The following is a 24,008-nucleotide window of genomic DNA, read 5'->3' as shown; positions in this document are numbered from 1 at the left end:
CCGTCCGAGATTATTTTGCTATTTTCCGGCTATGAAGTCTGGTTAGGGCATTTCTCCTATCCCATCGTGGTTCTTGTCGCTGCCGCGGGCAGCACAACCGGTGGCCGGTGGCTTCATCCCACAAGGCTTCCAAAGTCCCGCCGGGCACGGATACCGTGACCTGACGTGCAGTGCGCTGGGTTAAAACCGCCGCCACAGTAGACGCGGCGACGCCTGTACCACAAGCCAAGGTTAATCCCGCGCCCCGCTCCCAATGCCGGATTTTTAGATGCGTATAATCCTCAACTTCTACCGAATGCACATTGGTGCGCCGTGAAAATAGGGGATGGTGCTCAATGGCTGCCCCCCGTTTCGCCATGGTGTCTTCGTCCCATAAGGGTCCAAAAATTATCACGTGCGGGTTCCCCATCGAAACACACGTCATGCTATAAACTTCTCCATTGACATCCAAGGGTTCCTCAAGACAGTGCGCGTCAGGCTGCCCGGTCATTCCCATGTCTTGTCTGGTCAGCCGCGGAGGGCCCATGTCCACGCGGATAATGCGGGCACTGCCGCCTTCTTGCGATACAATTTCGGGATAGAGCAATCCCGCTCCGGTTTCAACCGCTTGCCCGCTTTGAAATTGACCTCGGTCAAAGAGCCATTTGGCTAGAGCGCGCAAACCATTGCCGCACATTTCCGACTCGGAGCCATCCGCATTGAAAATCCGCATACGCACGGGCGCCACGTTAGAGCGCGCAATCAATATAATCCCGTCTGCCCCCACGCCAAAGTGGCGGTCACTCATCAGCACCGCATAATGACTCCAAACGCTGTCTGGCTGATCGGCCATGTCCCGGATATCAATATAAAGATAATCGTTACCTAGTCCATGCATTTTGGTAAAGCGCAAAGGTTCCATGCTTAGAAATGTCCACCTCTTTGTAGGAATTTGTTAAACAGTATAGCCTCTGCCAATCCGAGAATATAGAGGTTTTTAATAATACCACGACTTTATTTGGCCTTACGTATTTCGCATTAAACCAAACAACACAATCCAACAAATTTGCAAAAAAGACTTGACCTCCAGATATTTTGCTTTTATTCTCATAGTAATCGTTTACGTGTAAACGTTTACGAGTTAGGAGGTAAGACCCGATGGCTACAATCCGCGATGTCGCTCAAAGGGCAGGGGTGTCGATTGCTACTGTCTCGCATGTCATTAACGGAACCCGCCCTGTTGCTGAGAGCACTCGCGCCACCGTATTAGAAAGCATGAGGCAATTAAATTTTGTGCCTTCAGCATTAGGGCGTGGCTTACGGACAAATAGTTTAAAAACCATTGGTTTTATCGCCGCAGACCTTACTAATCCATTTTTTGCCCAGGTATTTCGGGGCGTAGAAAGTATGGCGCGAAATGCCCATTACACGGTTATTGTCAGTCATTCTGGAGAAGATGTAGACCGCGAAGCGGAGTCAATCAGTAATCTCATCGCAAAAGGCGTTGATGGCATTTTATTGGCGCCCGTGCGGGCTTTATGGGACGAATCGTCCATTTACACCAGTATCCCGGTGCCCGTTGTCACCTATGATCGCCAACTACCTTCCGCGCAGTTACCCAGCGTCGTTACCGACAGCAAAACGGCAGTGTTTGAGGCGGTATCTTACTTTAAAGCCCGAGGACATTCCAATTTCGCACTCATCACCGGCAAGCCTGGACTCTCAACCACCCTAGCACGCCGCACCGGATTTGAAGAAGCATGCCACGACGCAAACTCCTCAATTTTTGAAGGAAATTCACGTTATGAGGGGGGAGTACAAGCCGCACACTGGCTAGCATCACAAAAGCCCCAACCCACTGTTACGATTGTCGGTAATAACCTCATGGCGATGGGGCTTGTCTCGACCTTACAACTTACTTATCCTCGAATTCTTGAGTCCACGATTTTAGTTACGCTAGACGAAGAACCGTGGAGCATCTTCGTAAGGCCCGCATTATCAGTAATTTCACAACCCACACACGATATTGGTGTCATGGCTGCAAAATTGTTGCTACAAAAAATTCACCATGAAGAGATTCCATTGCTGACAACTTTACCATGCACTTTTATTCCACGAGGCGATAATGCTCTGCATCGTGACGTCCCATTTGAAACTAAGGAGGGATAATTTATGGCAAGCCATTTGAAAATAGCACCATTAGCCCTAGCCGCAGCCGGTTCTCTATTGCTTGCTGGTTGTGGAACTTCTTCTAATTCATCTCAATCCAGTTCCATCAATTTGACCTTTGAAGAGGGAATTCAGTCCCCTCAAACCCAAGCTTATGTTCAAAAACAAATTAAGCTCTTTGAAAAAGCACACCCTAATATCCACATATCTATGCAGAATTACGGGGCTGCCGATACCGAAATTCCTAAACTTGAGAGCGCAGTTGCAGCCCACAATCCGCCTAACTTGCTGTGGATTGCCCCAGCTTACACCGGCCAATTTGCATCGTCGAACGCCATCGTAGAGTCACAAAAATATTTTAAGTCTGAACATTTTAATCCTTCTACGATATTTAGCGGATTGCTCAAAACGGGAATGTACCGTGGAAAGGTATGGACAATGCCCTTCGACGCTAACGATTTAGGAGTCTACTATAATAAGACTCTCTTTCAAAAGGCCGGGATTACCACTCCTCCTACAACATGGTCTCAATTTCTTGTGGATGCGAAAAAATTGACGCACAATGGAACCTATGGATTTGAAATGCCGATTGGCAATCAAGAGTGGACCGTATGGATTTGGGAAACGCTCTTATGGCAGGCTGGGGGCCATTTGCTTAATTCATCCCAAACACGGGTCGCCTTCGATAGTCCAGCCGGAATTAAGGCCCTCAATTATTGGGTAACCCTCATGAAGGACCACGTAGCCACATTTGGTCCGTTAAATTTGTCGTATCAGCTCGGAGACTTTGAATCAGGAAAAGTAGCTATGATGATAAATGGTCCGTGGAACTATGGCGCATTACAACAGCAACACGCGGTTAACTACGGAGCATTTCCGCTTCCAAAAGACAAAATTGCCGCTACTAATATTGGAGGAGAAAGCCTCTTTATTTTCAATACGACACCTGCGCAAAACAAAGCGGCATTCCTTTTTGCAAAATACGTAACAACGCCGGCATTCCAAATAGGATACGATACGGGCAGTGGTTACCTCCCTGTTTCTAAAACAGCGGAAGATTCCCCTCAGTTCCAAAAGTATCTTAAAGATAACCCATTCATTGAGGTATTTGCCAAGGCCATGTCAGTTGGCAGGGCGCGTCCACCTATTCCTGCATACTCTCAAATAAGTGCAGACATCGGCAACGCGATAGAAAACGCCCTGTATGGCCGCATGTCAGCCGCTCAAGCATTGCACCAGGCAGCCATTCAAGCCCAACAGGCCCTGTCGAGCTCACAATGAATAATCATAACCCCTATCGAGAATTAGGAGGAGGAACGCAATGGTAGGGCAGAAGCGTTTATGGTGGTGGGTAGGCATTTTCTTAGCTCCCGCAGTACTCCTCACAGCCGTCTTCTTTTATTACCCAATGGCGTATATCGTATGGCTCAGCTTTCATCAGTGGAATGGATTGACTGCCATTAAACCTTTTTCGGGTTTTCGCGAGTATCGCAACCTTTTTGCAGAACCAATCTTTGATATGGTTTTGCGCAACACAGTGATTTTTGTAGTCGGCACTGTAATACCGAGCATTGCTATCGGATTGGGGTTGGCCTTAATGGCCAACCGCCCCTTTCCTTTTCGCAACCTCCTCCGCGGGATTAGTTTTGCTCCATACCTCGTTTCATTTGTATCGGCTGGTCTTGCTTGGGTCTGGATGGGGAGTTCCTCGGGATTGTTTAACCACGTCTTAAATATCTTTGGCCTACATCCCGGTAATTTTGTCAATAATCCCGCATATGCCCTCCCCTATGTTATAGCGATGTATACATGGAAAATGTCGGGATACAACATGGTGTTATACTTAGCGGGCCTACAGACTATTCCACGGGAAATATACGAAGCTGGCGCTATTGATGGTCTTCAAGGAGGATGGACACAGTTTCGAACTATCACGTGGCCTCTGTTGCAGGAAACCACATTCTTTGTACTAATCATTAACCTGATTTTCAGTTTTCGAGCATTTTCGGCGATTTATGTCATGACAGACGGTGGCCCTGTCCACGCCACCACAACCCTCGTCTATTATATTTGGCGCCTAGCCTTTGTGCATAATACATGGGGCCAAGCAGCAGCTGCCTCCACCTTACTATTGCTGGTAGTTCTTATTCTCACTATCGGCATGGTTCGTTACTTTACTACAGACTCAACGCGCGCATCGTAATTCCTGACCAGACGGAGGTTCGACATGGCAACAATTATAAAGCGTTCTCAATTAAGTTCTCCTCCTAGGAAAATCACCCAACCCCACACATGGTGGTATGGACTTTTTATGATTGTCGCGATTGTGATATTTGGGTTCCCTTTTTATTGGATTATCGTCGGCTCCTTAAGCTCCAACACAGCCATTAGCACCGGTTCAGTTCCATTGTTCCCATACGATCCTCACTGGGTCAACTACAAGGACGCATGGATTTATACGAATTTTGCGCGACAAGTTTTGAACACAGCTATTATGGCAATATCGGTTACTGTGCTCCAAGTCATTACGTCATCCATGGCCGGCTTTGCCTTGGCTCGCATGCATTTCCCTGGCCGCCAAGCCATATTCGTAGGATTCATCGCCACATTGATTATCCCATTTCAGGTTATTGCCTTGCCCATATTTGTCCTTATGGCTGACCTACACTGGATAAATACTTTTGGTGCTCTCATCGTTCCCACCGCAGTCAACGCATTTGGTATCTTCCTCTATCGCCAATTCTTCTTAACAATTCCGCAGTCTTTTGAAGAAGCGGCGATGCTTGACGGGGCGAATCCTTGGCAGGTACTGTGGCGAGTTTATTGGCCTTTAGCCAAACCCGCCACAGTTACGCTTTCACTATTAACCTTCATTGCTGAGTGGAACTCTTTCTACCTGCCCTTTCTTTTTACTGAAACAAAATCGATGTACACAGTTCAATTAGGGCTCGTCGCGTTTCAAGGACAATTTGCAACTGTATATAATTTACTCATGGCCGCCACGGTATTTATCAGTATTCCCGTATTCATTCTATATCTGGCGGGACAACGAGCAATCGTCGAGGGAATTGCTACAACCGGTACAAAAGGCTAAATCACGTCTACTTTGCTTTCGGGAACACACGAAAGGGGCTTAGGGTCATCTACCGCATAGTTACGAAAAATCTCAGGATGCCCTTCCTCGGCACCCATTCGCCATCCCATTAGCATCCATCCCCTGCTATTATCAAACACAGGTCGGGATGCATACCACAAGTCGGAAGATCTATTATCCATAGGATGCAAGGTGTACGGTCCTAAAATCGTCGATGATTGGAAGCACAATGTGGTGGTACGAGCTTCAATGGGCGCATCGGCTCCATACCACTCCGCTTTCACCGAACAAAACAGAAACCAAACCCCATCTTTTTGAATAACACTAGGAACTTCCATATCTCGGATCCAACCAGGGTTAAGAACAGGAGGCAAAACCGTCCAATGATTAAGGTCTTTAGAGACAGCGGCACCAATAGCGCCTTCGCACCCTAGTTTTTGATTTTGAGCATGCGCCGAAAAGAAAAGATAATAATTGTCGGTGGTTACATCATATACCGCATAAGGGTCACGCCAAGTGTAGCGTTCAGGAGATTCTTCATTCGGCATGCGGTACCAACGGGCATCAGGCAAAAATATTGGCTTAGTTCCGATTCGTTTCCAATGAACTAAATCATTAGACCGAGCCATTCCAATATTTTGTGTGCGTGTGAGCTTGTCCCGGCCAGTATAAAACATCAACCAATCGCCACCATGCGATGGGATAATGCTTCCAGTCCACAGAGATAAATCATCCCATGCGGGTGACGCTGCAGGAGTCAACGCATCAGGCTGGGCAGCCCATTGGGACCAATCGCGTGATATGGCGTGACCAATCACTGCTTGGTCATGGCGATCTTGAGGATTGCCGATTCGCGGTGCTTTTAAATAAAATATGTGGTGAATTTCATGGTCGGTAGCGGTCCAAAAGTCCCAAATCCGTAATTTTTGACTGTATAACATCTCTATCAGTCCTCCTACCTACATGATACTAGGTTTAGGACAAAAGAGAAAAACGAAGCAAATCTTTACAGTACGCGATAGGAGATAATTTTAGATGAGCGAAAGCGTCTTGGTCATTGGTAGTATTGTTGTTGATTTGCCCATGATTTTGCCACGACATCCGTTAACAGGTGAAACTTTGAAGGTTTCTTCTCCTGGTATGAATCTAGGAGGAAAGGCTGTTAACCAGGGATTGCAAAGTCAATTGTGCGGAGCTAACGTTCAATTAGTCGGTAAAATTGGACGTGACTCGTTTGGGGAATGGGTTCTTGCTGAGCTCACGCACTATGGCCTTAGAACGGATAGCATTAGTCGGTCCAACTCGGCGGCAACCTCTTGCGCAGTCCCCATAATTGAACCCGGTAATCAATACATTTTACACGTTCCCGGAGCCAATGCAGACCTTACGGAACAAGACGTTGTGCAAAGTGTAGTAAGGAACACGTCCCGTATATTACTTCTTCAAGGTGAAATTCCCCCTTCTTCGTCACTTGCAGCGGCTCGACTAATTCACCAGCGCGGCGGCATTGTTATCTGCGATCCCGCCCCAACAACAGGGATGAGCCCCGAGTTATTATCAGAAGCTGACATTCTTACTCCCAATAGCCAAGAATTAATGATGCTCACGGGTGTGGATAATGACGTCATGGCATCTATCGATCTAGTTTGGAAACGCTATCCGAATTTACAGGCGATTATTGTGACCCAAGGTGAACATGGCGTCTTGCTCCAAGAAAGAGATGTCGTAGCGCGTTCCATACCGGCACCGCAAGTTTACGCCGTTGATCCCACTGCGGCTGGAGATGCTTTTAACGGTGCATTTGCTACTGCTCTTCTCAATGGACATTCCCTAGAATCGGCGTGTGAAATTGGATGCTGTGCAGGAGCTTTAGCTGCTACTAAGATTGGAGCAGCACAAAGCTTAGCTAGCGGTTCGGAGATCATGTCGTTATGGAAAACCGTATATTATCATTCTGCTGGCTAGTAAGCCGTCATCAGTAACCCTCCCCCACACAAATCTAGGGCATAGGCCCCTCGAAAACTGACCTATGCCCTATTGCGATTATTATTTCGGATCTCCTCTAGGAAGCTGTGCCCCTTACTACGCGGCGAATAGGGCGCAAGACGACGTCACGCACGGCGGCCAGCAACTGAATGAAGCCTGAGGCGAGGATCACCACGAGCCAATCCATCGCACTTAATGGGTCGGTCTTAAAGAGCGTGCTCAACGCGGGCACGTAGATAATGGCGACCAGCATGGCAATGGATGACGCCACAGCTAAAACGGCCCAAATATTCGAGAAGAGACCAATCTCCAAGAAACTCCGGTCTTCTGCCCGTGCATCAAAGACATGAAACAACTGGCTTAAAATTAAGGTCCCCAAGGCCATGGTCCGCGCTTCTCGCAAACCCATCCCCCAGATGCTCATCGACCATACAAACACCAGCAACGTACTCACGCCAATCAAAATCCCCCGAAAGGCAATTTTTGTCCCTAATCCCCGGGCAAAGATGCTTTCATTGGGAGAACGCGGCGGACGGTCCATGACCCCGGGGTTCGGCGGATCCACACCCAACGCCATGGCCGGCAAGCCATCGGTCACGAGATTGACAAAGAGGATTTGAATCGGCAGCAAGGGCAGTGGCAGGCCAAAGAACGCGGCCAAAAACATCACCAGCACTTCCCCGACGTTACAAGACAGCAAATAGCGGATGAACTTGCGGATATTGTCATAAATTGCACGGCCTTCTTCGATGGCTCTGACGATCGTGGCAAAATTGTCATCGGTCAGAATCATCGCCGAAGCCTCTTTGGTCACGTCCGTGCCTGTTTTGCCCATTGCCACTCCAATATCAGCCTCTTTTAAAGCCGGCGCATCATTGACGCCATCGCCCGTCATCGCAACGACGTCACCCTTTGCTTTCCACGCTCTCACCACCCGCAACTTATGCGGTGGCGACACGCGGGCGTACACACGAATGTGCTCTACGCGCTCATCCAATTCCTCATCCGTTAAGCGGTCAAGCTCCGGCCCCGTGATAATTTCATCTTGTGGCGCAAGCATGCCCATTTTTTCTCCGATGGCCCGAGCCGTTTTTGGATGGTCCCCGGTAATCATCACAGTCCTGAGTCCCGCCCGTTTCGCCTCTTTAATGGCGTGAATCGCTTCGGGGCGCGGCGGGTCAATCATGCCCACGAGACCTAACAAGACCAAGTCTTCTTCCCACTGGTCTTCTGATTCATCCCCGCGCACCGGGCGGTACGCGATGGCCAGCACGCGCAAAGCCTCGTCGGCCATGCGGTCATTGACCTCACTGGCTTGCTGCTGAAGCCGGCGGTCCATAGGGATTACTCGGTCGGCCCGTTCAACAAACCGGCACCGGGGAAGAATGACATCAGGCGCGCCCTTCACGTACACCGCCTTGTGATTTTGGCGATCCACGGCCAAGACCGCCATGCGCTGCCGTTCCGACTCAAAAGGAATCTCGCCTTGCCGCACATATTCGCGCGCAATATCTTGGGGACTTAACCCGCTATCACCAGCAGCCCAAATCAAAGCAATTTCTGTAGGATCGCCTTGGGCTTTGTCACTGTCATGCCCGCGTGATGGGGCCACCACCGCATTATTGCATAACACGGCACTAGTCAGGAGTTTGCGAACGGTCGGATCTTGAGTAGCGCTTGCACTAGGCTCAACAATCTTATCCCCTGCCCACATGGCCGTGACCGTCATTTGATTTTTGGTGAGCGTTCCCGTCTTATCCGTGCAAATGACGGTCGTGCACCCCAAGGTTTCGACGGCGGGAAGGCGGCGCACGATAGCATGTGCCCGAATCATGCGCTGAACCCCTAAAGCTAACGCGATGGTCACAATCGCCGGTAGTCCCTCAGGAATGGCTGCAACCGCCAGACTGACTCCGGTCAGAAACATTTGGTACAACGGCTCCCCGCGAAAGAGCCCCGTGACCACCACAACTAACACGATGAGCAAGGACAAATACACTAAAATCTTTCCCAAATGTTCCAAACGGCGCTGTAAAGGCGTTTGGTCCTCCACGGCCTCCCGCATAAGATGGGCAATCGTCCCCATCTCCGTTTGCATTCCCGTTTGTACGACCACGGCGCGCCCACGACCATGCGACACGGCCGTTCCCATGTAAACCATATTGCGGCGATCCGCCACCGGGACATCTGGGTCCTCCACAGGAGCTAACGTCTTGCGAACACTTTGAGATTCCCCCGTAAGTGCCGCCTCATCGGTTTTCAAGCCCCATACCTCAATCAGCCGACAGTCCGCCGGAATGCGGTCGCCCGCTTCGAGTTCAATCACGTCGCCCGGAACCAGTTCTTCCGCGCGAATGGTCTGCACGGTGCCGTCGCGCACCACATGCGCTTCAGGGGCTGTCAATTGCTTTAAGGTTTCCACCGACTTTTCCGCCCGGTATTCTTGAATAAACCCCAGCGCCGCATTCATGATCACAATGGCGACAATGGTGATAGCATCGCCGACTTCTCCCAGCAGAAACGACACAATGGTAGCGCCTATTAGAACCAGCACCATAAAGTCTTGAAACTGACTGAGGAAAATGCTCCACCATGGCGTCTTATCCGCCGCGACAATCGCATTGAGTCCGATTTCCCGAAGCCTGGCGTCCGCTTCTGCTTGATTCAGACCGCGGTCGCCAGTAGACCGCAATTGGATGAGTGTTTCTTCGCCTGTTAAGGTATGCCACAGCTCGGCCACACCTATCCCTCCTGTCCCATTCGGGTAATTCCTATGTCCCCAAGGACAAGATCAGAACAGATGGCGCCTACTTGCTGATTATCTGACAGCCGACGTATTAGGCTTCAAGCGTCTTACCGCATGGCTTAAAGCCCATGCCATAAGCACACTGACCGCGCCTAATACCCAAAAACCCGAAGCAAAATGTAACGGCTCGATGACGGCACCAAAAATCGGTGGTCCCATCACAATGCCTACATTTTCGCCAATGATGACCAAGGCCATGGCTCCTGGTACATCATGCGGCGATTGTGCAAGGCGACCGGGGGCTGCAAAAATCAAGGTCGGAATCACCCCGCCTAACGCGCCGGTTAATAAGCTGGCCGTCAAGACTACCGGCCATGAACCATAGGCAAATATCACCCATAATCCTGCTAAAATCCAAGCGGGCACCACGAAGACAAGGTACCACCGGGTTTTAGGATGGGATAGGGCCATGCCTGAAATGACGTTAAAGCCGGCATTAACAAGACTCACCACGGCTGCAATCAATCCGGCATGCACCAACGTCAAATGAAAGCGCTGGGTGTAAAATGTCGTAACCCAAGTATTAAAAGCAAAAAAATCAAAGGTGAAACAGGTAAATGCCAAAGCCACCCACAGCATCGGATTGCGAATGGCTGGCGACATCGTAGGTGCCCCGGAGTCCGTCCCATCCCACGTAATGCGACGCATCGGTACTGCAGCCAATGCCAAAGCCGCGACAATGTCACACGCCACCAAAACGTCTTCGAGCGGCGCGACCGACGCGAGGTGCCCTAGTAAAGGGGCCACGATGAACATCACCACACTCCCGACGGGGACCCATGTCGCCCAGACCCCCATCGCTGCGGCATGGTAACGATCGGGCACCTGCTGGGAGATGGCAGCGGGCGCCCCGACGGAGATGAGGCCAAAGCCCAGCCCGGAAAAAAATCGAGCCGCTAAGACAGCCAGAAAATTGCCTTGGTGATAAGCGGTCATGAGCACAACCGCGCCAATGGCCGATAAAGCCAGCCCCAGTAACTGAGTCGCTTTGGCTCCAAAACGGTGGGTGAATCGCCCCGCTGGCAACGCCGCGATGACGGTCGCCAACGCAAATAAGGACATAAGGAGGCCCGCGGATCCTGAAGAGATATGCAAGTGACGCTGAAAGACGGGGGTCACCGGCGCGACGGAAAACTCCGTCATGGTCCCTGCTAATCCCACAAAATAACAGACCGCAACGAGACGGACGACCGAACCTTTCATCCTATGCGGCCCCTTTCTCTGTGTTTTCTTAATTTCCTACACCCCAAGGACATAAAATCACTTTGCGGCGCTCTTTACCCTCAGCTATTGCTTGATAAATTTCGGGTGCACTTTCGAGAGGCACCGGATGCAATTCTGGCTGCAATAAAGCCTGATGGTCCACCGTCTGCACCAGTGCCGCGAGAATGTGCTGACTTTTTGGGGGTTCAAAGGCCAACGAGTCCACGCCCAACATGTGAGCTTGTCGGTGATAGAAATCGACCACATTAAACGATACCGTGGGTCCCCCCACCGAAGCCAGCACAATCCAGCGTCCGTTCTGACCAAGGCATTGTCCATGGTCAGCAAACGTAGATCCTCCTACGGTATCTACAATGATGTCAACGCCCTTCCCCTGGGTCATCTCCTTAACCACTTCAACTAAATTTTGTCGGCTGGTGTCCACGGTCTCGTCAAGGCCGAGAATGTCCAATGCTTCTTGGCGTCTGCCCACTCCAATCACGCGGCATTGCTGAGCTCGTGCAATGGATAAGGCGGCAAGTCCCACCGCGCCGGTTATCCCAATGATGAGCACCGTCTCGCCCCGCGAAACCTGCGCTTTAGTATGCAGTCCTTCCCATGCGGTCGTATAAGGGACCCCCAACGCCGCTAGTTGATAATCGGTAAGGTCATCGGGCGACGGCACCACGGTCTTATGTGAAATCACAAGATATTGGGCATGCGATCCCGGCTTGATAAACCCGAGCGAACTTGCCGAACCAAAAACACGTCGCCCGATCCAATCCTTGGGACCCTCTTCCACAAGACCCGCAAAATCCCTTCCCGGAATGCACGGAAATTGGGTCTGAGGAAAGACTCCTTGAACGTTTCTCACATCGCTGGGATTAATCGCGGCTGCCTTCACTTTGATCAAAAGCTCACCCTGTCCTATGGAAGGACGCGGGATTTCCTCGAGACGAACGTGGGCTTTTGGGTTAGGTTGCACGGTCTGTATCGCCTTCAGCACATATCCCTCCTATGTCTATAACAATTTAAGCATAACGCAAAAGACAGCAGCCAACGGGCTGCCGTCTTGTTAGACCGTATGTAGTCCTACATATTTTGCGCGATTTTTTCTTTAATAGCGGGATCGCTTTGCTCCAACGCTTCTTGCAACATTTTCATGTCGCGTTGGGCTAGCGGAGGTGAGAGATGTGATGCGGCCTTCATGCGCATCATTAAAAATGGCTTAAGCGCAGAGTCTGGCAAGCCGGCTGCGAGCTTCAAGTTCGTCAAGCAAAGATTGCGATATTGCTCGTCGGTTCCCTTTTCCGCCATTTGTCCGATAAGCGCCTCAAAGGCACTCATCTGTTCACTTTCCGGCATTTCCATCAACTTCTCAAACATCTTTCCCATCGCCACTTCGCGTTCATGTGCGGGCATCGATCCAATAGCTATGACATCAATTTCGTCCATCTGTGATTCCTCCTTGAATGATACTGCCCATAATTGACGCATCTGTAGTGTACTACAAAAAGCCAGTGCGTCCTTGTTATTAATGTAGCCATCCATGTAAAACCTATGCCTTCGCGCGGCTTTCTTGACGCATTTGGCATACTCTCGTTCCTTAGCCATTATTGCCTAACACTTCTCAGGCTTCCATGATGCATCTTTACCATTTTTGGGTAGATGTTCGGTAATTAAAACAGGTTCCTTGCGTTCTAGGGGCCAAGCGATGCCGTCGAAAAGGCGTTCAAGGCCCTTTATCCAAAACTTTTGTGGCGAGCCCGTGGTTGTGGTCGAACCAAACGCCTAATACGCATAGCCATCGTCTTTCCCTCAAGTCACCCCCTTCTTACAATATTGCAATTGAGCGAGAAATAACGCAAAAAGATGTAGAACAAACAGATTTTGGCATATAACCACGATTAGCCGACTCCCATTCGTGATCTTGCACCGCCATATGACTTATCAAATTATGCGCCCTGATCTATATCATATATGCAAGAATTTCTTATATCCTCAAATTCATGGAGGTGGGAGTCATGACGTGGAGAAACTGGACAATGGCCGTGATGGGGGCATGGTTTGCGCTATCCGCTTGGGTTCTAAACCCCATGCACTCTTCACCATATTTCTGGACGGCCATTATTTTGGGAGGACTTGTTCTGATTGGCAGTCTTTGGGAGTTGGTCGATAACGTGTTCCGGCCTTCGGTATATTACCTAGAAGCCTTGTTCGGACTCTACTTGGGGCTGTCTCCTTTTGTTTACAGCTTCACCCGGCATGGGTGGGCCACCGCTATCACGACGATTTTGGGTGCAGCAATCTTCGTCGGCGGCTTATGGCAGGCGCGCACGAAGAATTCTCAGGCCGAACGAACGCCCGACCACCCCAACCACCGGGTTGCATCATAACACGCGATTCGAGCCGCTAACCACGCGGCTCTTTTGCTTCATGGGACGTCTCGAATCTCACCTCGTACCATAATTGACACCGAATGATTGTTCTGCCGTCTGTTTGAGCGTTTCGGCGACCGACTGTGAGACACGTAAAGAGAGCACCTCCGTGTCGAGCCGGGCACGTTGTTGAGGCGTTAGGCTATCAACACGGCACGCGGTCGCCCCCTAGGATTTGCGACCCCAAAAGGTACGTCCATCCAGGAAAGATCCGGCTCCCGATAATACGGTCCTGCTATTTCTTGGGATAAGATGGTTCACGGGCTTCGGCTGCTTTGTTCTCACTAGGCTGGACATGGTGTATCCCGTCCCTTTAAGAGGCGGGCTTTTGTTGATTCTGTAGCATTTCTGTGCATTGGATCTGATTGCTCAAGCGGGTCATGGCCTTCCCATGAGGGGCTTGTATTGCTCTGTCCCGCCATGTCCTCTAACAATCTCCCGAATCGCGTGCGGATCGGTCTTCCGCCGCTTCCGCCAGGACTTCAGCGCCGCATAGAAACCCCGGACGACGGCATCGGGGTTATGGGCGTGCGGTGAGCCGAACGTGTAGCAGCGCATCATCGTGGCGGGCTTGAGCCACACATTCTGTTTGCGCACCGTGCGCCAGAAGCTGACCACAGTGGCGCTGTACACCAAGCGCAACAGGTCCGGAACGCCTTTCAACACCCATTCCATCGTCCTTAACCCGTTATGCAGAGAATATGTGGACATTCCATAATACAGGACCCTTTGTCTAAACGGATGGGCACCGCGCGATCCGCACGGTGTGCGGGCTGCGGCATTGGTTGACAGAATGACGGAAAGCGTAGTATAACGAAATCGTAAGCGACACCCAAGCATAACAACCGCCCGAGTCGGGTAAACTCGGACGGTACCGGTTCAGCTTTACGAATCGGGGCTTTAGATTTTCAGGCTTTTGGGTCGCGAGCCGTTAGAGCCTGAAGACCCCCAACGAATACTTTCGGGAAATAGCGTCGTGTGGCGTTATTTCTTCTTATTTTCGTTCGACTTGAGCAAACGCTTCACGCGTTTCATCATCGAGGGTGTGACCACAACAATAAGCATAGGCATCATCCTCGCGTCCTGGTTAAAAAAACCTACGATAATCTCTTTCGGCTTTTCTCGGCCCCTAACGGGACCCGCAGTCCTCACAGGATTCGTCTGCTCGGGGGTGGCTTCCGCCCCATCGCGTGGGGATGTTTTCCCCCCACGCACCGCTCAAGATCCCGGCAGGAGAAGGATGGCAGGAAACTCCCATCGGTGTCCCGTCGGTGGTGCCCTGAGCCCCAGTGTTACTGGGCCCTCATCAAGATGCCCCGTCGCTCCTTTCGCCACGTGGTGGCGACGGGGGAATGCGATATGGGTCATTCGGAGAATAACGTCTTGCGATACCCTAACCAGGCACTCAAATACTGATGGTGCGATGCCAACGTCTTCGTCATGATCCGTTTAATCCGAGCCCATGCACTCCAATCATTTTTCCGATAAGTGGGGTCGTTCCATTGATCGCGGTCTTGCATCCAGAGCCGCAAGGCTTTCGGGACGTTTTCTCGGCGGACTTTCAGTCCGCCTCGTCGTCCGATCACGAGGGCCGCGGCGTGATGCACGCTCATCCCGTATTGCGGCTGATACTTGAACCGCCCGATAATCGAGGTATAAGCCGGTTTGACTTTCCGCAAGGCGACGCCTTCCCGCGCGGCCTGTCGTTCGACCGCTGTCAGCAAGGCCCGGTAATTAAACTGGTGCGTCACGCGGTTAAACTTGGCGCTCACATCCCGATCATGGATGAACTGCAAGTCTTCCACGACCAGTCCCGCTCCACGAGCCTTAGCCCACTGAACGGTCTCGACCGCGAGACCTCCCACCAACGCGTCGCGTTGGGTCGATCGGACATCGAAGCGCCGCGTTTAACAACGGCGGCGTCTGCTTGGGATTCTGATGAATGGGGGTAAGTTTTCTACCTTTGGTCCAAGGGCACAAAGGTCCGGTGTTCAGGTCCAGTGTAATCGGCGCGGGGCCGAATAATCCGGTTATGCCGATATTGCTCAAGGATATGAGCTGTCCAACCCGCAATCCGGGACACCGCAAATACCGGGGTAAACAATTCGCTGGGAATCCCCATTAATGCATACACGGAGCCCGAGTAAAAGTCTACATTGGGATATAACGCCTTCTTCGCCTGAATATGCTGGCGCACTGCTTCTAACATGTCATAATAATGTAGATTCTGGGCCTTTTCTCCCAAATCATGAGACAGCCGGCGAAGAATAGTCGCCCGGGGGTCTTCGGTCTTATACACCCGGTGGCCAAAGCCCATAATTTTTTCGCGGTTGGCTAACGCGTGATCCAACCACGGCTTTACATTGTCAACCGTCCCGATCTTCTCAAGCATAACCATGACTTGCTCATTGGCACCGCCATGCAAGGGTCCTTTAAGCGTTCCCACAGCCGACGTCACCGCCGAATACAAGTCCGTCAACGTCGCGGCTGTCACACGCGCCGCAAAGGTTGAAGCATTGAGCTCATGGTCCGCATGAAGCACTAATGCCGTGTTGAAAACGTGCGCATCAAGTGCAGGGGGACGCTTGCCCGTCAGCATATATAAAAAGTTTTCCGCAAGACTTAATTGAGCATCAGGAGCGACCGGATCATGTCCTTGGTGATGCCGCTCAAACGCTGCGACCATGGTCGGCACTTGCGCCACGAGGCGCATAGCCTTACGGTAACTAGCCTCGTAGGAATTGTCATGCGAGTCCGGGTCATAAATGCCTGCGAGGCTCACCGCCGTCCTCAACGCGTCCATGGGATTTGTATTATCGGGCAACGACATCAACAAATCATAGACGGGTTGAGCCAGCGACCGCATTGCTGTCAGGGTCTTGGTAAAGTCTTGCAACTGGGACCGATTAGGTAATTGGCCTTCCCACAAAAGATAGACGACCTCTTCAAAACTCGTCTGTTCCGCCAGGTCTTCGACACTATATCCGCGGTATACCAGACGCCCTTCCTTGCCATCAATGAAGCAAATTTCTGAGGTGCCTGCCACTACATCTTCTAGGCCTTCTTTGAATTCTACATCAGACATGGCTGTTGGCCTCCTTATTTCCAAAATCCTGGCTCAAAAAGGTTTGCGTTCTCTAAAAAATTGACTCCGGCGGGTGCCCGTCACAGTGCGGGGCACCCATTATATCCACGAGTACCTGATTTTGCCCGATGTCTGCGCCGTTATTGCAGAAATTCCTGAGGGCGTGATATTAGTCGAGCAATTTCGCCCCGCGCTCGGTCGAAAAATTTTGGAGTTGCCGGCCGGACGCTTACGTCGCGGCGAAGATCCGGTCCAAGGGGCAAGGCGAGAGTTACAAGAAGAAACAGGTTACCAAGCCGGGGACATGCGCCTGTTATCTCGCTTTTATCCATCGGTCGGCCTGTCGCGGCACAAAGTCCATCTCTATTACACCGTAAACCCTGTACCGGGCCCTACGCACTGGGATGCGACGGAAGAAATTGAGGTCAAAATCATTCCGGTGAGCGAAGTGCCTAATCTCCTGATAGAGGGACGAGCCGCCGATGCCAAAACACATCTTGGTCTGGTGTATTTTCTTAATGCCCGGGGTTGGCTGTTACAACGAGGACGTTGGCGCCCAGCGCAGGAAATCGCCAAACCTCCGCAGTAAAGTGACTCCCCGCCAACGACCTTTTGCGTTAAAATAATAGGGTAAAAATGCGCGGCATTTTTACCCTATTTGTGGGATCTTACACTGGGTGAAAGAGGGATGGAGCAAATGACGTGCGAGCATTGCGGCAGCAATATCAGCCCTGATGGGACCAGTTGTCCTCAGTGTGGTTTTGAAATTCCCAAACCGAGCGCCTCGAAAAAGAGCGCCAAAGTGGTGCCATTTCGTCCGCGCAAAAAGGCGCGCCGTCCGGTACCATCCAAAAAGCGCCCTCCTACTCCCACGTTTTTTTGGTGGTTCATTGCCATTTTAGCGGCGGCCATCATCTTGCCCTATATTGTGCCAATGCATCCGTAACGGCGTTAAACCGCTTCATCTGTCCACTGTGTCCCGTTATGACGCGCCACATGGGGAGCCCCTTGACGGATGGTCCGGATTTGCACGGCTGCACCCCATAATCTTTGCGCGATTTGCGCGAGGGCAAATGGCAATTGGTAGAAGTCAAGTTCTCGACCATCATCGTTATGCCAAAGCGACAGTTCTCCTGTACTCTTGGTGATGTCCTCCATGACGTGGATATAGGGCACGCCCCCGTGTTCAACGTCTTGGATGAGTTGCTGGCGGATTTTTTCTACATCCGCAGCGACAGCGGCATTGCCGGCATCTTTCTCCCGGTAGACCCCGAGTTGTGCCGTTTGCGCGATTTCTGGTGTCAACGCACCTCGAATGAGTCCGACGTCATCCCAAAAATCGCGCGCTTGGAAGACTCCAGCCAATCCTTGCTCGCGGTAAATCGCTTGGTACAGAAGACTGCCCAACACATAGGGATTTAACGTCGGCGGATGCACTTCGAGCAATTTCGCATTTAAAGCGGCCACATCCCACAACCGATCTCCCGTGAGCGCCAGATGGCGCAGAATTCTTGTGTGCCAAAACGTCGCATAACCTTCATTGCTAATTTTGGAAATCTGTTGGGGCCAAAAATACTGGGCTTCGGCCCGTAACATCAAAAGGACCTCGCGCTCCCAGTCCTGCAATACCGGGCTATAACGGGCAACGAATCCAATAACGTCCGCCGGATCCGTGCCCACTACCGGGCTCGCGTTCACAGGTCCCAAAAAGTCGGCCAACACCAAGCCTGCATCAATTAAACTTTCGACGCGTTCGGTCCCATATTCCTGGCGCATGGCTGCCAAATAGCGAGCATGCCGCGCGGTTTGATGCAAAATCAAGCGATTTGTCGGCGCAAACAGGCGCGAATGCCCAAAGAAATCGACGTGGGCCATCACATGGGCTACAATTAACATCGCTTGCGCGGGCGTGCTACTGCGGTCAATAAAGGCAAAATAGGGACGACTGTTAATCACCAACTCATAGATATGCGACAGACGGTAATCATAGGCCGTCTTCAGACGGCCAAAACTTTTGCCGAAACTCCAGTGTGCGTAGCGAATGGGAAGCCCTTGATACGAGGCCAAGGCTTGAATATCTTCTCCGTCTACCAGTTCAAAATGGATGTGGTCGCAACTCAGCCCTAACAACTCCGCAACCGGCCAGACCGTATCCACCAACTCATTAAGCGTGCTGGGCGTGATCATGCGGGCCTCCATCCTTTGCAAAGTAGTACTCGAGCGCGTGGAAAATATCTTCCTTTTGCCGCAATAAGGTCACTCCGATTCCGGACGCCTCCGCGAACGCTTGATAAAGGGGCGAGGGGTTGCGATCGGTATCGTGAATCTCGCCATACCCAAAGAGATTGGTCTCTTGCGCCAACATCCCCCCAATTTCCACCGCCAAAGCATTATCCGACGTCAGATTCCCCCCATCGGTAAAATGAAAGGCATAGCGATTGTAACGGTCGGCCGGATAACGGTCGGCTAAGATATCCAACGCTAAGCGGTATACCGACGACGACACCGTTCCCCCCGAGGAGCCACGGCGGAAAAAATTCTCTTCGTCGACCTCCCGGGCGCGCACATCGTGCGCTAAAAACACAATATCAACGCGCGGGTAATTGCGGCGGAGAAATTCTACCGTCCAAAAGAAGAAGCTTTTGGCCAAATATTTTTCAAACGTCCCCATCGATCCCGATGTATCCATCATCGCCACGACCACAGCGCCGCCTTCTTCTTGCGGCAATTCATCATACCGCCAATAGCGAAAATCCTTAGCAATCAAGGGTGGCGCCGCCTCTTGACGATGGAGGGCACGGCGTTTGAGACTCTCACGCAACGTGGGCCGTCGAACCCATTGGCTTTTAGGCCCGGATGTGGCCCAACTTTGGGGACGATCTTCATATCCATTGCCTAAGGACCGCTTCTGCGGATCCAAATCGGGCAAGCCTAGGCGTTCAAAGACAATGTCGGCAGCGTCCTCGAGCGTAATCGTCGTATCTTCCACATCCATCCCGGGCTCGTGTCCGCCTTCATGGCCCGGTTCCGCATTACTGCGGCCTGGTTGGCCCCCTTGCGCGCTGTCTGCGCCCATTTGGCCGACGCTTTGGGCTTGCTGCCGGTCAAAGCAAATGCGAAATTCACGCAATAGTGGCAAGGGCACATTGATGACCTTGCGGCCATCAGACAACGTAATTTGTTCATCGGAGACCAAGTCCGCCAGATTGGCCTTGACCGCTTCCCGCACCTTTTGGTCATGGCGCCACTGATCGCGATGAACGGCATGATATTGAAAGGCTTCGCCCCACCCAATGCTATATCGACGATCGTTCACCGGTTGAGCAACCCCCCCACATGATGAATGGCTTTGGCCGCGCACCGGGGGCAAAATTGGCCTGAGGCCACCAACACTTCCGCCGCTTGTTCGACACGTTCCAAGGTCTTAGGGTCAGGATTTAAGGACTGAGTGGTAATTTTGACAACGTCACGAAGGTCATCAAAGAGTTTATTCTCTAAGGCTTGTTGGAGCCGTGGGTACTCGCGCAGAGCCAGAGTTTCCCGCCGTGCCTTGGCCAGTTCAATGCGCGCAAAAATTTCTGACCGAAACGCGGGCGCTTGCAAGGCCGAGACACTTAAATGCTCCTCGACCGACCGCATCAGGGTCTCATCGGCGGCTTTATGCTCGCTATAGCGTATCACGTGGTCCAAATAATTGCGGTACAACCGGTCCAATTCGTCGCTCCAGTCGTCGGCGAAAGCGGCCAGCACCGCGTGTTCAATCTCTTGGTCATATAAACTTTTCGCAGTTTGCAACCAGTCTGCCAAATCTGTGCGCAGTGTCCTATCGCCAAAGGGATTTTGGTCCAAGCCCGTGCGCAGCGCCTCAAACACATCGAGGGCATCAATACATTCGCGTCCAGGATCGGCACACAATGCCGCTAACCGGTTAATGACGTAACGGGGGTCGAGTCCCGTCATGCCTTCACCCAAGGCCCGCGCCTCTTGCATCATGGCCACCGTTTCGGGGTCGGACGGCGCTTTGTGATATGTCAGCATCTTGCTTAACCGGTCATGGCCGGGTTTAGGCAATTCTTTCAAGCGCGACAAAATCGCCACGTGGGCGGCGGCTTTGAGGGCGTAGCCGCTTAGGTGAATGGCGGGCTCTTTATAGGGAGCTAACATCTTGTCATAGATTTGGACCTCAGCGGCGGTATTCAAATTGTATGGTACAGGGACGATAAACATCCGCGACAACAGCGCTTCATTGCGGGGATTTTGCAAAAAGGCGCGAAACTCGTGCTCGTTGGTATGGCCAATGACCACTTCATCGGCCGAAATCAACTGGAAACGCCCGGTTTTGACATTGCCTTCCTGACTCAAAGATAACAGCTGGTAGAGAAACTTTTCATCAAGTTTGAGCATCTCTTGAAACTCGACTAGCCCTCGATTCGCAATATTTAATTCCCCATCAAAACGAAACGCCCGGGGATCAGACTCGGCGCCGAATTCCGCTAAGCCTTGAAAGTCGACGGATCCGGTTAAATCCGCAATATCTTGCGACTTCGGGTCCGATGGCGCGTAGGTTCCAATCCCAATGCGGCGCTGTTCGGACAAAACCACCCGTTCAACCGGAACTTGCCCAATATGTCCTTGATAGGTATTTTGCACACGCCATTGACACACCGGACACAAATCGCCTTCTATGGCAACGCCTAACTCCAGCTCCAATTGCGAGCGTTGGCTGGTAGGAATGAGGTGGAGCGGTTCTTCGTGCATCGGACAACCCGCGATACCGAACAAGATGCCCTCAGGGCTCTGTGTAAATGCTTCCAGCCCCCTTTTGAGCAGCGTGACTAGGGTTGATTTGCCGCCACTGACCGGTCCGACCAGCAGCACAATCCGCTTCTTCACTTCAAATCCGCGCGCTGCAGGGCGCAAATATTCCTCCACGAAACTTGTAATCGCGGTGTCAATCCCAAATAAATGGTCAGTAAAAAATGGATAGCGGTGATCGGTACTGCCCGCCCCGTACTGCATGACCATGCGCCACAGGCGCTGGTGGGCATTGTCTGCGACTTCGGGGCGCGCGCGCACAAAATCGAGATATTCACTGAAAGTACCGGACCACTCCCCAAGCGGCAATGGCGCCATGCGTTCTGAGCTTCCTGCATTTTGACCGGACAACAAGGAAATCCCCTCCTCATAGTGGGTGATGGTTCTGTCCTAGTGTCTCCCAATATCGTCCACTTTATCCGTTTGTTGCCAACTCAGCGAAACCAATGATTTTTCTTCATGTAGACCAGCAACACCGCCGTAATTAAAAACATCACGGTCAAGGAATACCAATAGCCATAGTGCCAATGCAGTTCGGGAATATAAAAGTTCATCCCGTATATCGACGCCACGGTAGTTGCCGGTAAGGCCAACACGGAGATAATGGTCAAGAACTTCATGACTTTATTAATTTCATTGGACTGCATGCCTGAATAGGCTTCCACCAAGCCCTCCAAGCCATCACGGTATGATTCAATATCGCTTAGGACTTCTTGGGCCTGGCTATACAAGTCCTCAAAATAGGGCCGGTTGCGCACCGCAACGTAACGGATGTGCTCTTTCAACAACGCATAAATTTTGAGTTCCGGGCGCACGACATTGTAGAGCCAGTACGTTTTTTTGCGCAGTGCCACAATATCCAAGGCTAAATTGCGGTAGGGTTCCTTGAGCAGTCTGGCGTGCAATTTTTCAAATTGGTCGCTGATGTGATGCGTTGCCGTGTAAAAGTGATGAAGGTGGCCGTATAAGAGCCGGTACAGAGCGAAATCAATCCCTTCATCCAGGGATTCATCATGCAAGATATGCTGCCAAGCTTCTTCGACAATCCCGTTATCCCCGTCAAAGTGCGTGGTCACTAAAAAGTTTTGGCCGAGAAATATCCCAATCGGTTTGGTGTGGTCAGGAAAGGTATCTTGCACTGGGTCAGAAATCACCATGACAACCGCGTCTTCTTCAATTAAAAAGCCCGAGCTGCGGCGTCCTCCATGTAAGACGCGCTCCACGGCTAAGGGGTGTGCCGTGTATAAGCGCCGCACCACGCCAGCTAGGTCCGATTCTTCACCTTGGGGGATATCGATCCATAAGGCTTGTGCCTGTTTAGGCCACTGGGTGGTTTCATGGCTATGCTCCTGGTGCTTTCCCACCGACATGTACCGCGGCATCATCCTGGCCTCCTTCCGTCGTCTTGTCTTGGTCAGAATCCCCGATCCCGTCACCATGTATGCCTGGCTGGGAAATGACCCACAATAAGGCCGTTCGATTGTCGGCAACAATGCTTAGACTGCAAAGGAGGATACCATGTCCAGTTCAGGTCCTATTAACTGGACCCCTATGATTGTGGGGTTCGCCGCGGGGTTTCTCTCCCGCCTCATTTCCCTCAGATCCGGCCGGACTCACTATCCCGGCTACCCTTCGGGCTATATCTCGCAAATTGCTTTGGCAGTCATTGCCGCGATGATTGGATCAAGCATCCTCACCTCGCTATTAGGCAAGGAATTCACTGCGGCGACGTTTTTAACACTGGCTGCCACCCAATTTCGCGACGTGCGCAATACCGAACGCAAAACCTTGGAGCAAGAAGAGCATTTGATTTTAGTGTCCCGGGGGGCTGGATATATCGAAGGGATTGCCATTACCTATGAAGCCCGGAACTATTTAGCCATGCTGGTCGCACTCCTAGGTTCGGCGCTCACATTGGCTGGGGGGCTCATGGTGGGCATCATTGGCAGCGTCATCGTCTTGATCATCTCGGAAATCTTCATGTCTGGTAAGCGCGTGGGTGATCTTATCGATGTGCAGCCAGCCAAGATTAGCTTTGACAAAGGGTCACTGCTGTACGCAGGGGACGTCATGATGATGGAAGTAGGACTCCCCCATTCCCGTGAACGTTACGAAAAAGAGGGGCTCGCCGTCGTCTTAACGCCTAAGGACGAACGCGGTCAAGCCATCTTGTGGAACGTCTCGCAGCGTCAAGCTATTACATATGAGGCGGCTGCAGCGGTCGGGGCACAAAAAGATATCGGGTACCCTGAACAAAGCCCGTTGTGCCGGATGGAGATGCCCGCTGGCACGGGAAAAGCCGGCCTATCGATTTTGCCGGTCGACCGCGATATGGCCAAATTGATTAAAGCCATTAAAAACACCCCCGTGCTCGAATCCGATAAATGGAGCAAAATGAGTAGCCCGGTCCTGAAACGGAAGGAGATGTAGACA

Annotated in this window: 22 protein-coding genes; 9 read left to right on the top strand and 13 right to left on the bottom strand. The window is 51.6% G+C overall.

Translation table 11 applies throughout. The annotated features are described in order from the left end of the window. Window positions 1-10: 10 nt before the first annotated feature. Window positions 11-901: a diaminopimelate epimerase gene (gene dapF / locus ORD20_RS07195; RefSeq protein ID WP_430626642.1), complete on the bottom strand. Its 891-nt coding sequence runs from the start codon at window positions 899-901 to the stop codon at window positions 11-13. Between the two features lie 236 nt (window positions 902-1,137). Between dapF and ORD20_RS07190 the strand changes: the two genes are divergently transcribed. From ORD20_RS07190 to ORD20_RS07175, 4 genes are read left to right on the top strand one after another with little or no spacing between them, the layout of a single operon-like run. Continuing rightward, the gene (locus ORD20_RS07190; RefSeq protein ID WP_103376980.1) at window positions 1,138-2,148 is read left to right on the top strand and encodes a LacI family DNA-binding transcriptional regulator; all 1,011 of its coding nucleotides are present in this window, start codon (window positions 1,138-1,140) and stop codon (window positions 2,146-2,148) included. A gap of 3 nt (window positions 2,149-2,151) precedes the next feature. Next, window positions 2,152-3,429 (top strand): ABC transporter substrate-binding protein, encoded by a 1,278-nt coding sequence (locus tag ORD20_RS07185; RefSeq protein ID WP_103376981.1) that lies wholly within the window; start codon window positions 2,152-2,154, stop codon window positions 3,427-3,429. A gap of 40 nt (window positions 3,430-3,469) precedes the next feature. After that, window positions 3,470-4,351, top strand: coding sequence for a carbohydrate ABC transporter permease (locus ORD20_RS07180; RefSeq protein ID WP_103376982.1), 882 nt, complete (start codon window positions 3,470-3,472; stop codon window positions 4,349-4,351). A 24-nt stretch (window positions 4,352-4,375) separates the two neighbouring features. Further along, the gene (locus ORD20_RS07175; RefSeq protein ID WP_103376983.1) at window positions 4,376-5,242 is read left to right on the top strand and encodes a carbohydrate ABC transporter permease; all 867 of its coding nucleotides are present in this window, start codon (window positions 4,376-4,378) and stop codon (window positions 5,240-5,242) included. On the opposite strand, the gene ORD20_RS07170 is transcribed toward ORD20_RS07175, so the two are convergent. Continuing rightward, window positions 5,239-6,183: a glycoside hydrolase family 68 protein gene (locus ORD20_RS07170; RefSeq protein WP_103376984.1), complete on the bottom strand. Its 945-nt coding sequence runs from the start codon at window positions 6,181-6,183 to the stop codon at window positions 5,239-5,241. The genes ORD20_RS07175 and ORD20_RS07170 overlap by 4 nt on opposite strands. A 94-nt stretch (window positions 6,184-6,277) precedes the next feature. On the opposite strand from ORD20_RS07170, the gene ORD20_RS07165 reads away from it, so the two are divergent. Continuing rightward, on the top strand, window positions 6,278-7,207 hold the full coding sequence (locus ORD20_RS07165; RefSeq protein ID WP_103376985.1) for a ribokinase: 930 nt from the start codon (window positions 6,278-6,280) through the stop codon (window positions 7,205-7,207). Between the two features lie 97 nt (window positions 7,208-7,304). Here the strand turns inward: ORD20_RS07165 and ORD20_RS07160 are convergent, their stop codons facing one another. From ORD20_RS07160 to ORD20_RS07145, 4 genes are all read right to left on the bottom strand, one after another. Further along, window positions 7,305-9,968, bottom strand: a complete 2,664-nt coding sequence (locus ORD20_RS07160) for a calcium-transporting P-type ATPase, PMR1-type (protein WP_103376986.1) — start codon at window positions 9,966-9,968, stop codon at window positions 7,305-7,307. A gap of 78 nt (window positions 9,969-10,046) precedes the next feature. Continuing rightward, window positions 10,047-11,237 (bottom strand): CynX/NimT family MFS transporter, encoded by a 1,191-nt coding sequence (locus ORD20_RS07155; protein ID WP_103376987.1) that lies wholly within the window; start codon window positions 11,235-11,237, stop codon window positions 10,047-10,049. Window positions 11,238-11,265: 28 nt separating this feature from the next. Continuing rightward, entirely contained in the window at window positions 11,266-12,243 is a 978-nt protein-coding gene (locus ORD20_RS07150) for a quinone oxidoreductase family protein (protein ID WP_103376988.1), read from the bottom strand. An 86-nt stretch (window positions 12,244-12,329) separates the two neighbouring features. Beyond that, window positions 12,330-12,692, bottom strand: a complete 363-nt coding sequence (locus ORD20_RS07145) for a dehydrogenase (RefSeq protein WP_103376989.1) — start codon at window positions 12,690-12,692, stop codon at window positions 12,330-12,332. A 569-nt stretch (window positions 12,693-13,261) separates the two neighbouring features. On the opposite strand from ORD20_RS07145, the gene ORD20_RS07140 reads away from it, so the two are divergent. Continuing rightward, complete coding sequence (locus ORD20_RS07140; protein WP_242968673.1) at window positions 13,262-13,633, top strand: SPW repeat protein; 372 nt, start codon at window positions 13,262-13,264, stop codon at window positions 13,631-13,633. Window positions 13,634-14,053: 420 nt separating this feature from the next. Here the strand turns inward: ORD20_RS07140 and ORD20_RS07135 are convergent, their stop codons facing one another. The 3 genes from ORD20_RS07135 to ORD20_RS07125 all read right to left on the bottom strand — a co-directional run bounded on the left by ORD20_RS07135 (window position 14,054) and on the right by ORD20_RS07125 (window position 16,760). Continuing rightward, window positions 14,054-14,386, bottom strand: a complete 333-nt coding sequence (locus ORD20_RS07135; RefSeq protein ID WP_146039126.1) for a hypothetical protein — start codon at window positions 14,384-14,386, stop codon at window positions 14,054-14,056. 653 nt (window positions 14,387-15,039) lie between these two features. Continuing rightward, window positions 15,040-15,540 (bottom strand): IS200/IS605 family accessory protein TnpB-related protein, encoded by a 501-nt coding sequence (locus ORD20_RS07130; RefSeq protein WP_430626641.1) that lies wholly within the window; start codon window positions 15,538-15,540, stop codon window positions 15,040-15,042. Between the two features lie 92 nt (window positions 15,541-15,632). After that, entirely contained in the window at window positions 15,633-16,760 is a 1,128-nt protein-coding gene (locus ORD20_RS07125) for a citrate synthase (RefSeq protein WP_103376353.1), read from the bottom strand. Window positions 16,761-16,845: 85 nt separating this feature from the next. On the opposite strand from ORD20_RS07125, the gene ORD20_RS07120 reads away from it, so the two are divergent. Both ORD20_RS07120 and ORD20_RS07115 read left to right on the top strand, forming a co-directional pair. Beyond that, window positions 16,846-17,349, top strand: coding sequence for an NUDIX hydrolase (locus ORD20_RS07120; protein ID WP_430626640.1), 504 nt, complete (start codon window positions 16,846-16,848; stop codon window positions 17,347-17,349). A 99-nt stretch (window positions 17,350-17,448) separates the two neighbouring features. Next, a complete protein-coding gene (locus ORD20_RS07115; RefSeq protein WP_146039086.1) occupies window positions 17,449-17,706 on the top strand; it encodes a hypothetical protein in 258 nt (85 codons plus the stop codon). A 5-nt stretch (window positions 17,707-17,711) separates the two neighbouring features. Here ORD20_RS07115 and ORD20_RS07110 read toward each other — a convergent pair whose 3' ends face one another. The 4 genes from ORD20_RS07110 to ORD20_RS07095 form a co-directional block, all read right to left on the bottom strand. Then, window positions 17,712-18,947: a SpoVR family protein gene (locus ORD20_RS07110; RefSeq protein ID WP_158246355.1), complete on the bottom strand. Its 1,236-nt coding sequence runs from the start codon at window positions 18,945-18,947 to the stop codon at window positions 17,712-17,714. Then, window positions 18,925-20,076 carry a DUF444 family protein gene (locus ORD20_RS07105; protein ID WP_242968613.1) on the bottom strand — a complete coding sequence of 384 codons (1,152 nt, stop codon included), beginning with the start codon at window positions 20,074-20,076 and terminating at the stop codon, window positions 18,925-18,927. Before ORD20_RS07105 ends, ORD20_RS07110 begins: the two co-directional genes overlap by 23 nt. Then, window positions 20,073-21,929: a protein prkA gene (locus ORD20_RS07100; protein WP_369825284.1), complete on the bottom strand. Its 1,857-nt coding sequence runs from the start codon at window positions 21,927-21,929 to the stop codon at window positions 20,073-20,075. Before ORD20_RS07100 ends, ORD20_RS07105 begins: the two co-directional genes overlap by 4 nt. An 80-nt stretch (window positions 21,930-22,009) precedes the next feature. After that, a complete protein-coding gene (locus tag ORD20_RS07095) occupies window positions 22,010-22,960 on the bottom strand; it encodes a magnesium transporter CorA family protein (protein ID WP_242968614.1) in 951 nt (316 codons plus the stop codon). A gap of 133 nt (window positions 22,961-23,093) precedes the next feature. Here ORD20_RS07095 and ORD20_RS07090 point away from each other — a divergent pair, with 133 nt between their 5' ends. Next, window positions 23,094-24,005 carry a YIEGIA family protein gene (locus ORD20_RS07090; protein ID WP_103376360.1) on the top strand — a complete coding sequence of 304 codons (912 nt, stop codon included), beginning with the start codon at window positions 23,094-23,096 and terminating at the stop codon, window positions 24,003-24,005. The last annotated feature ends 3 nt before the right edge of the window (window positions 24,006-24,008 follow it).

The sequence above is a fragment of the Sulfobacillus thermotolerans genome (genome assembly GCF_039623705.1).
Classification (GTDB): Bacteria; Bacillota; Sulfobacillia; order Sulfobacillales; family Sulfobacillaceae; genus Sulfobacillus; species Sulfobacillus thermotolerans.
This window is presented reverse-complemented; position numbering and strand designations above follow the sequence as displayed.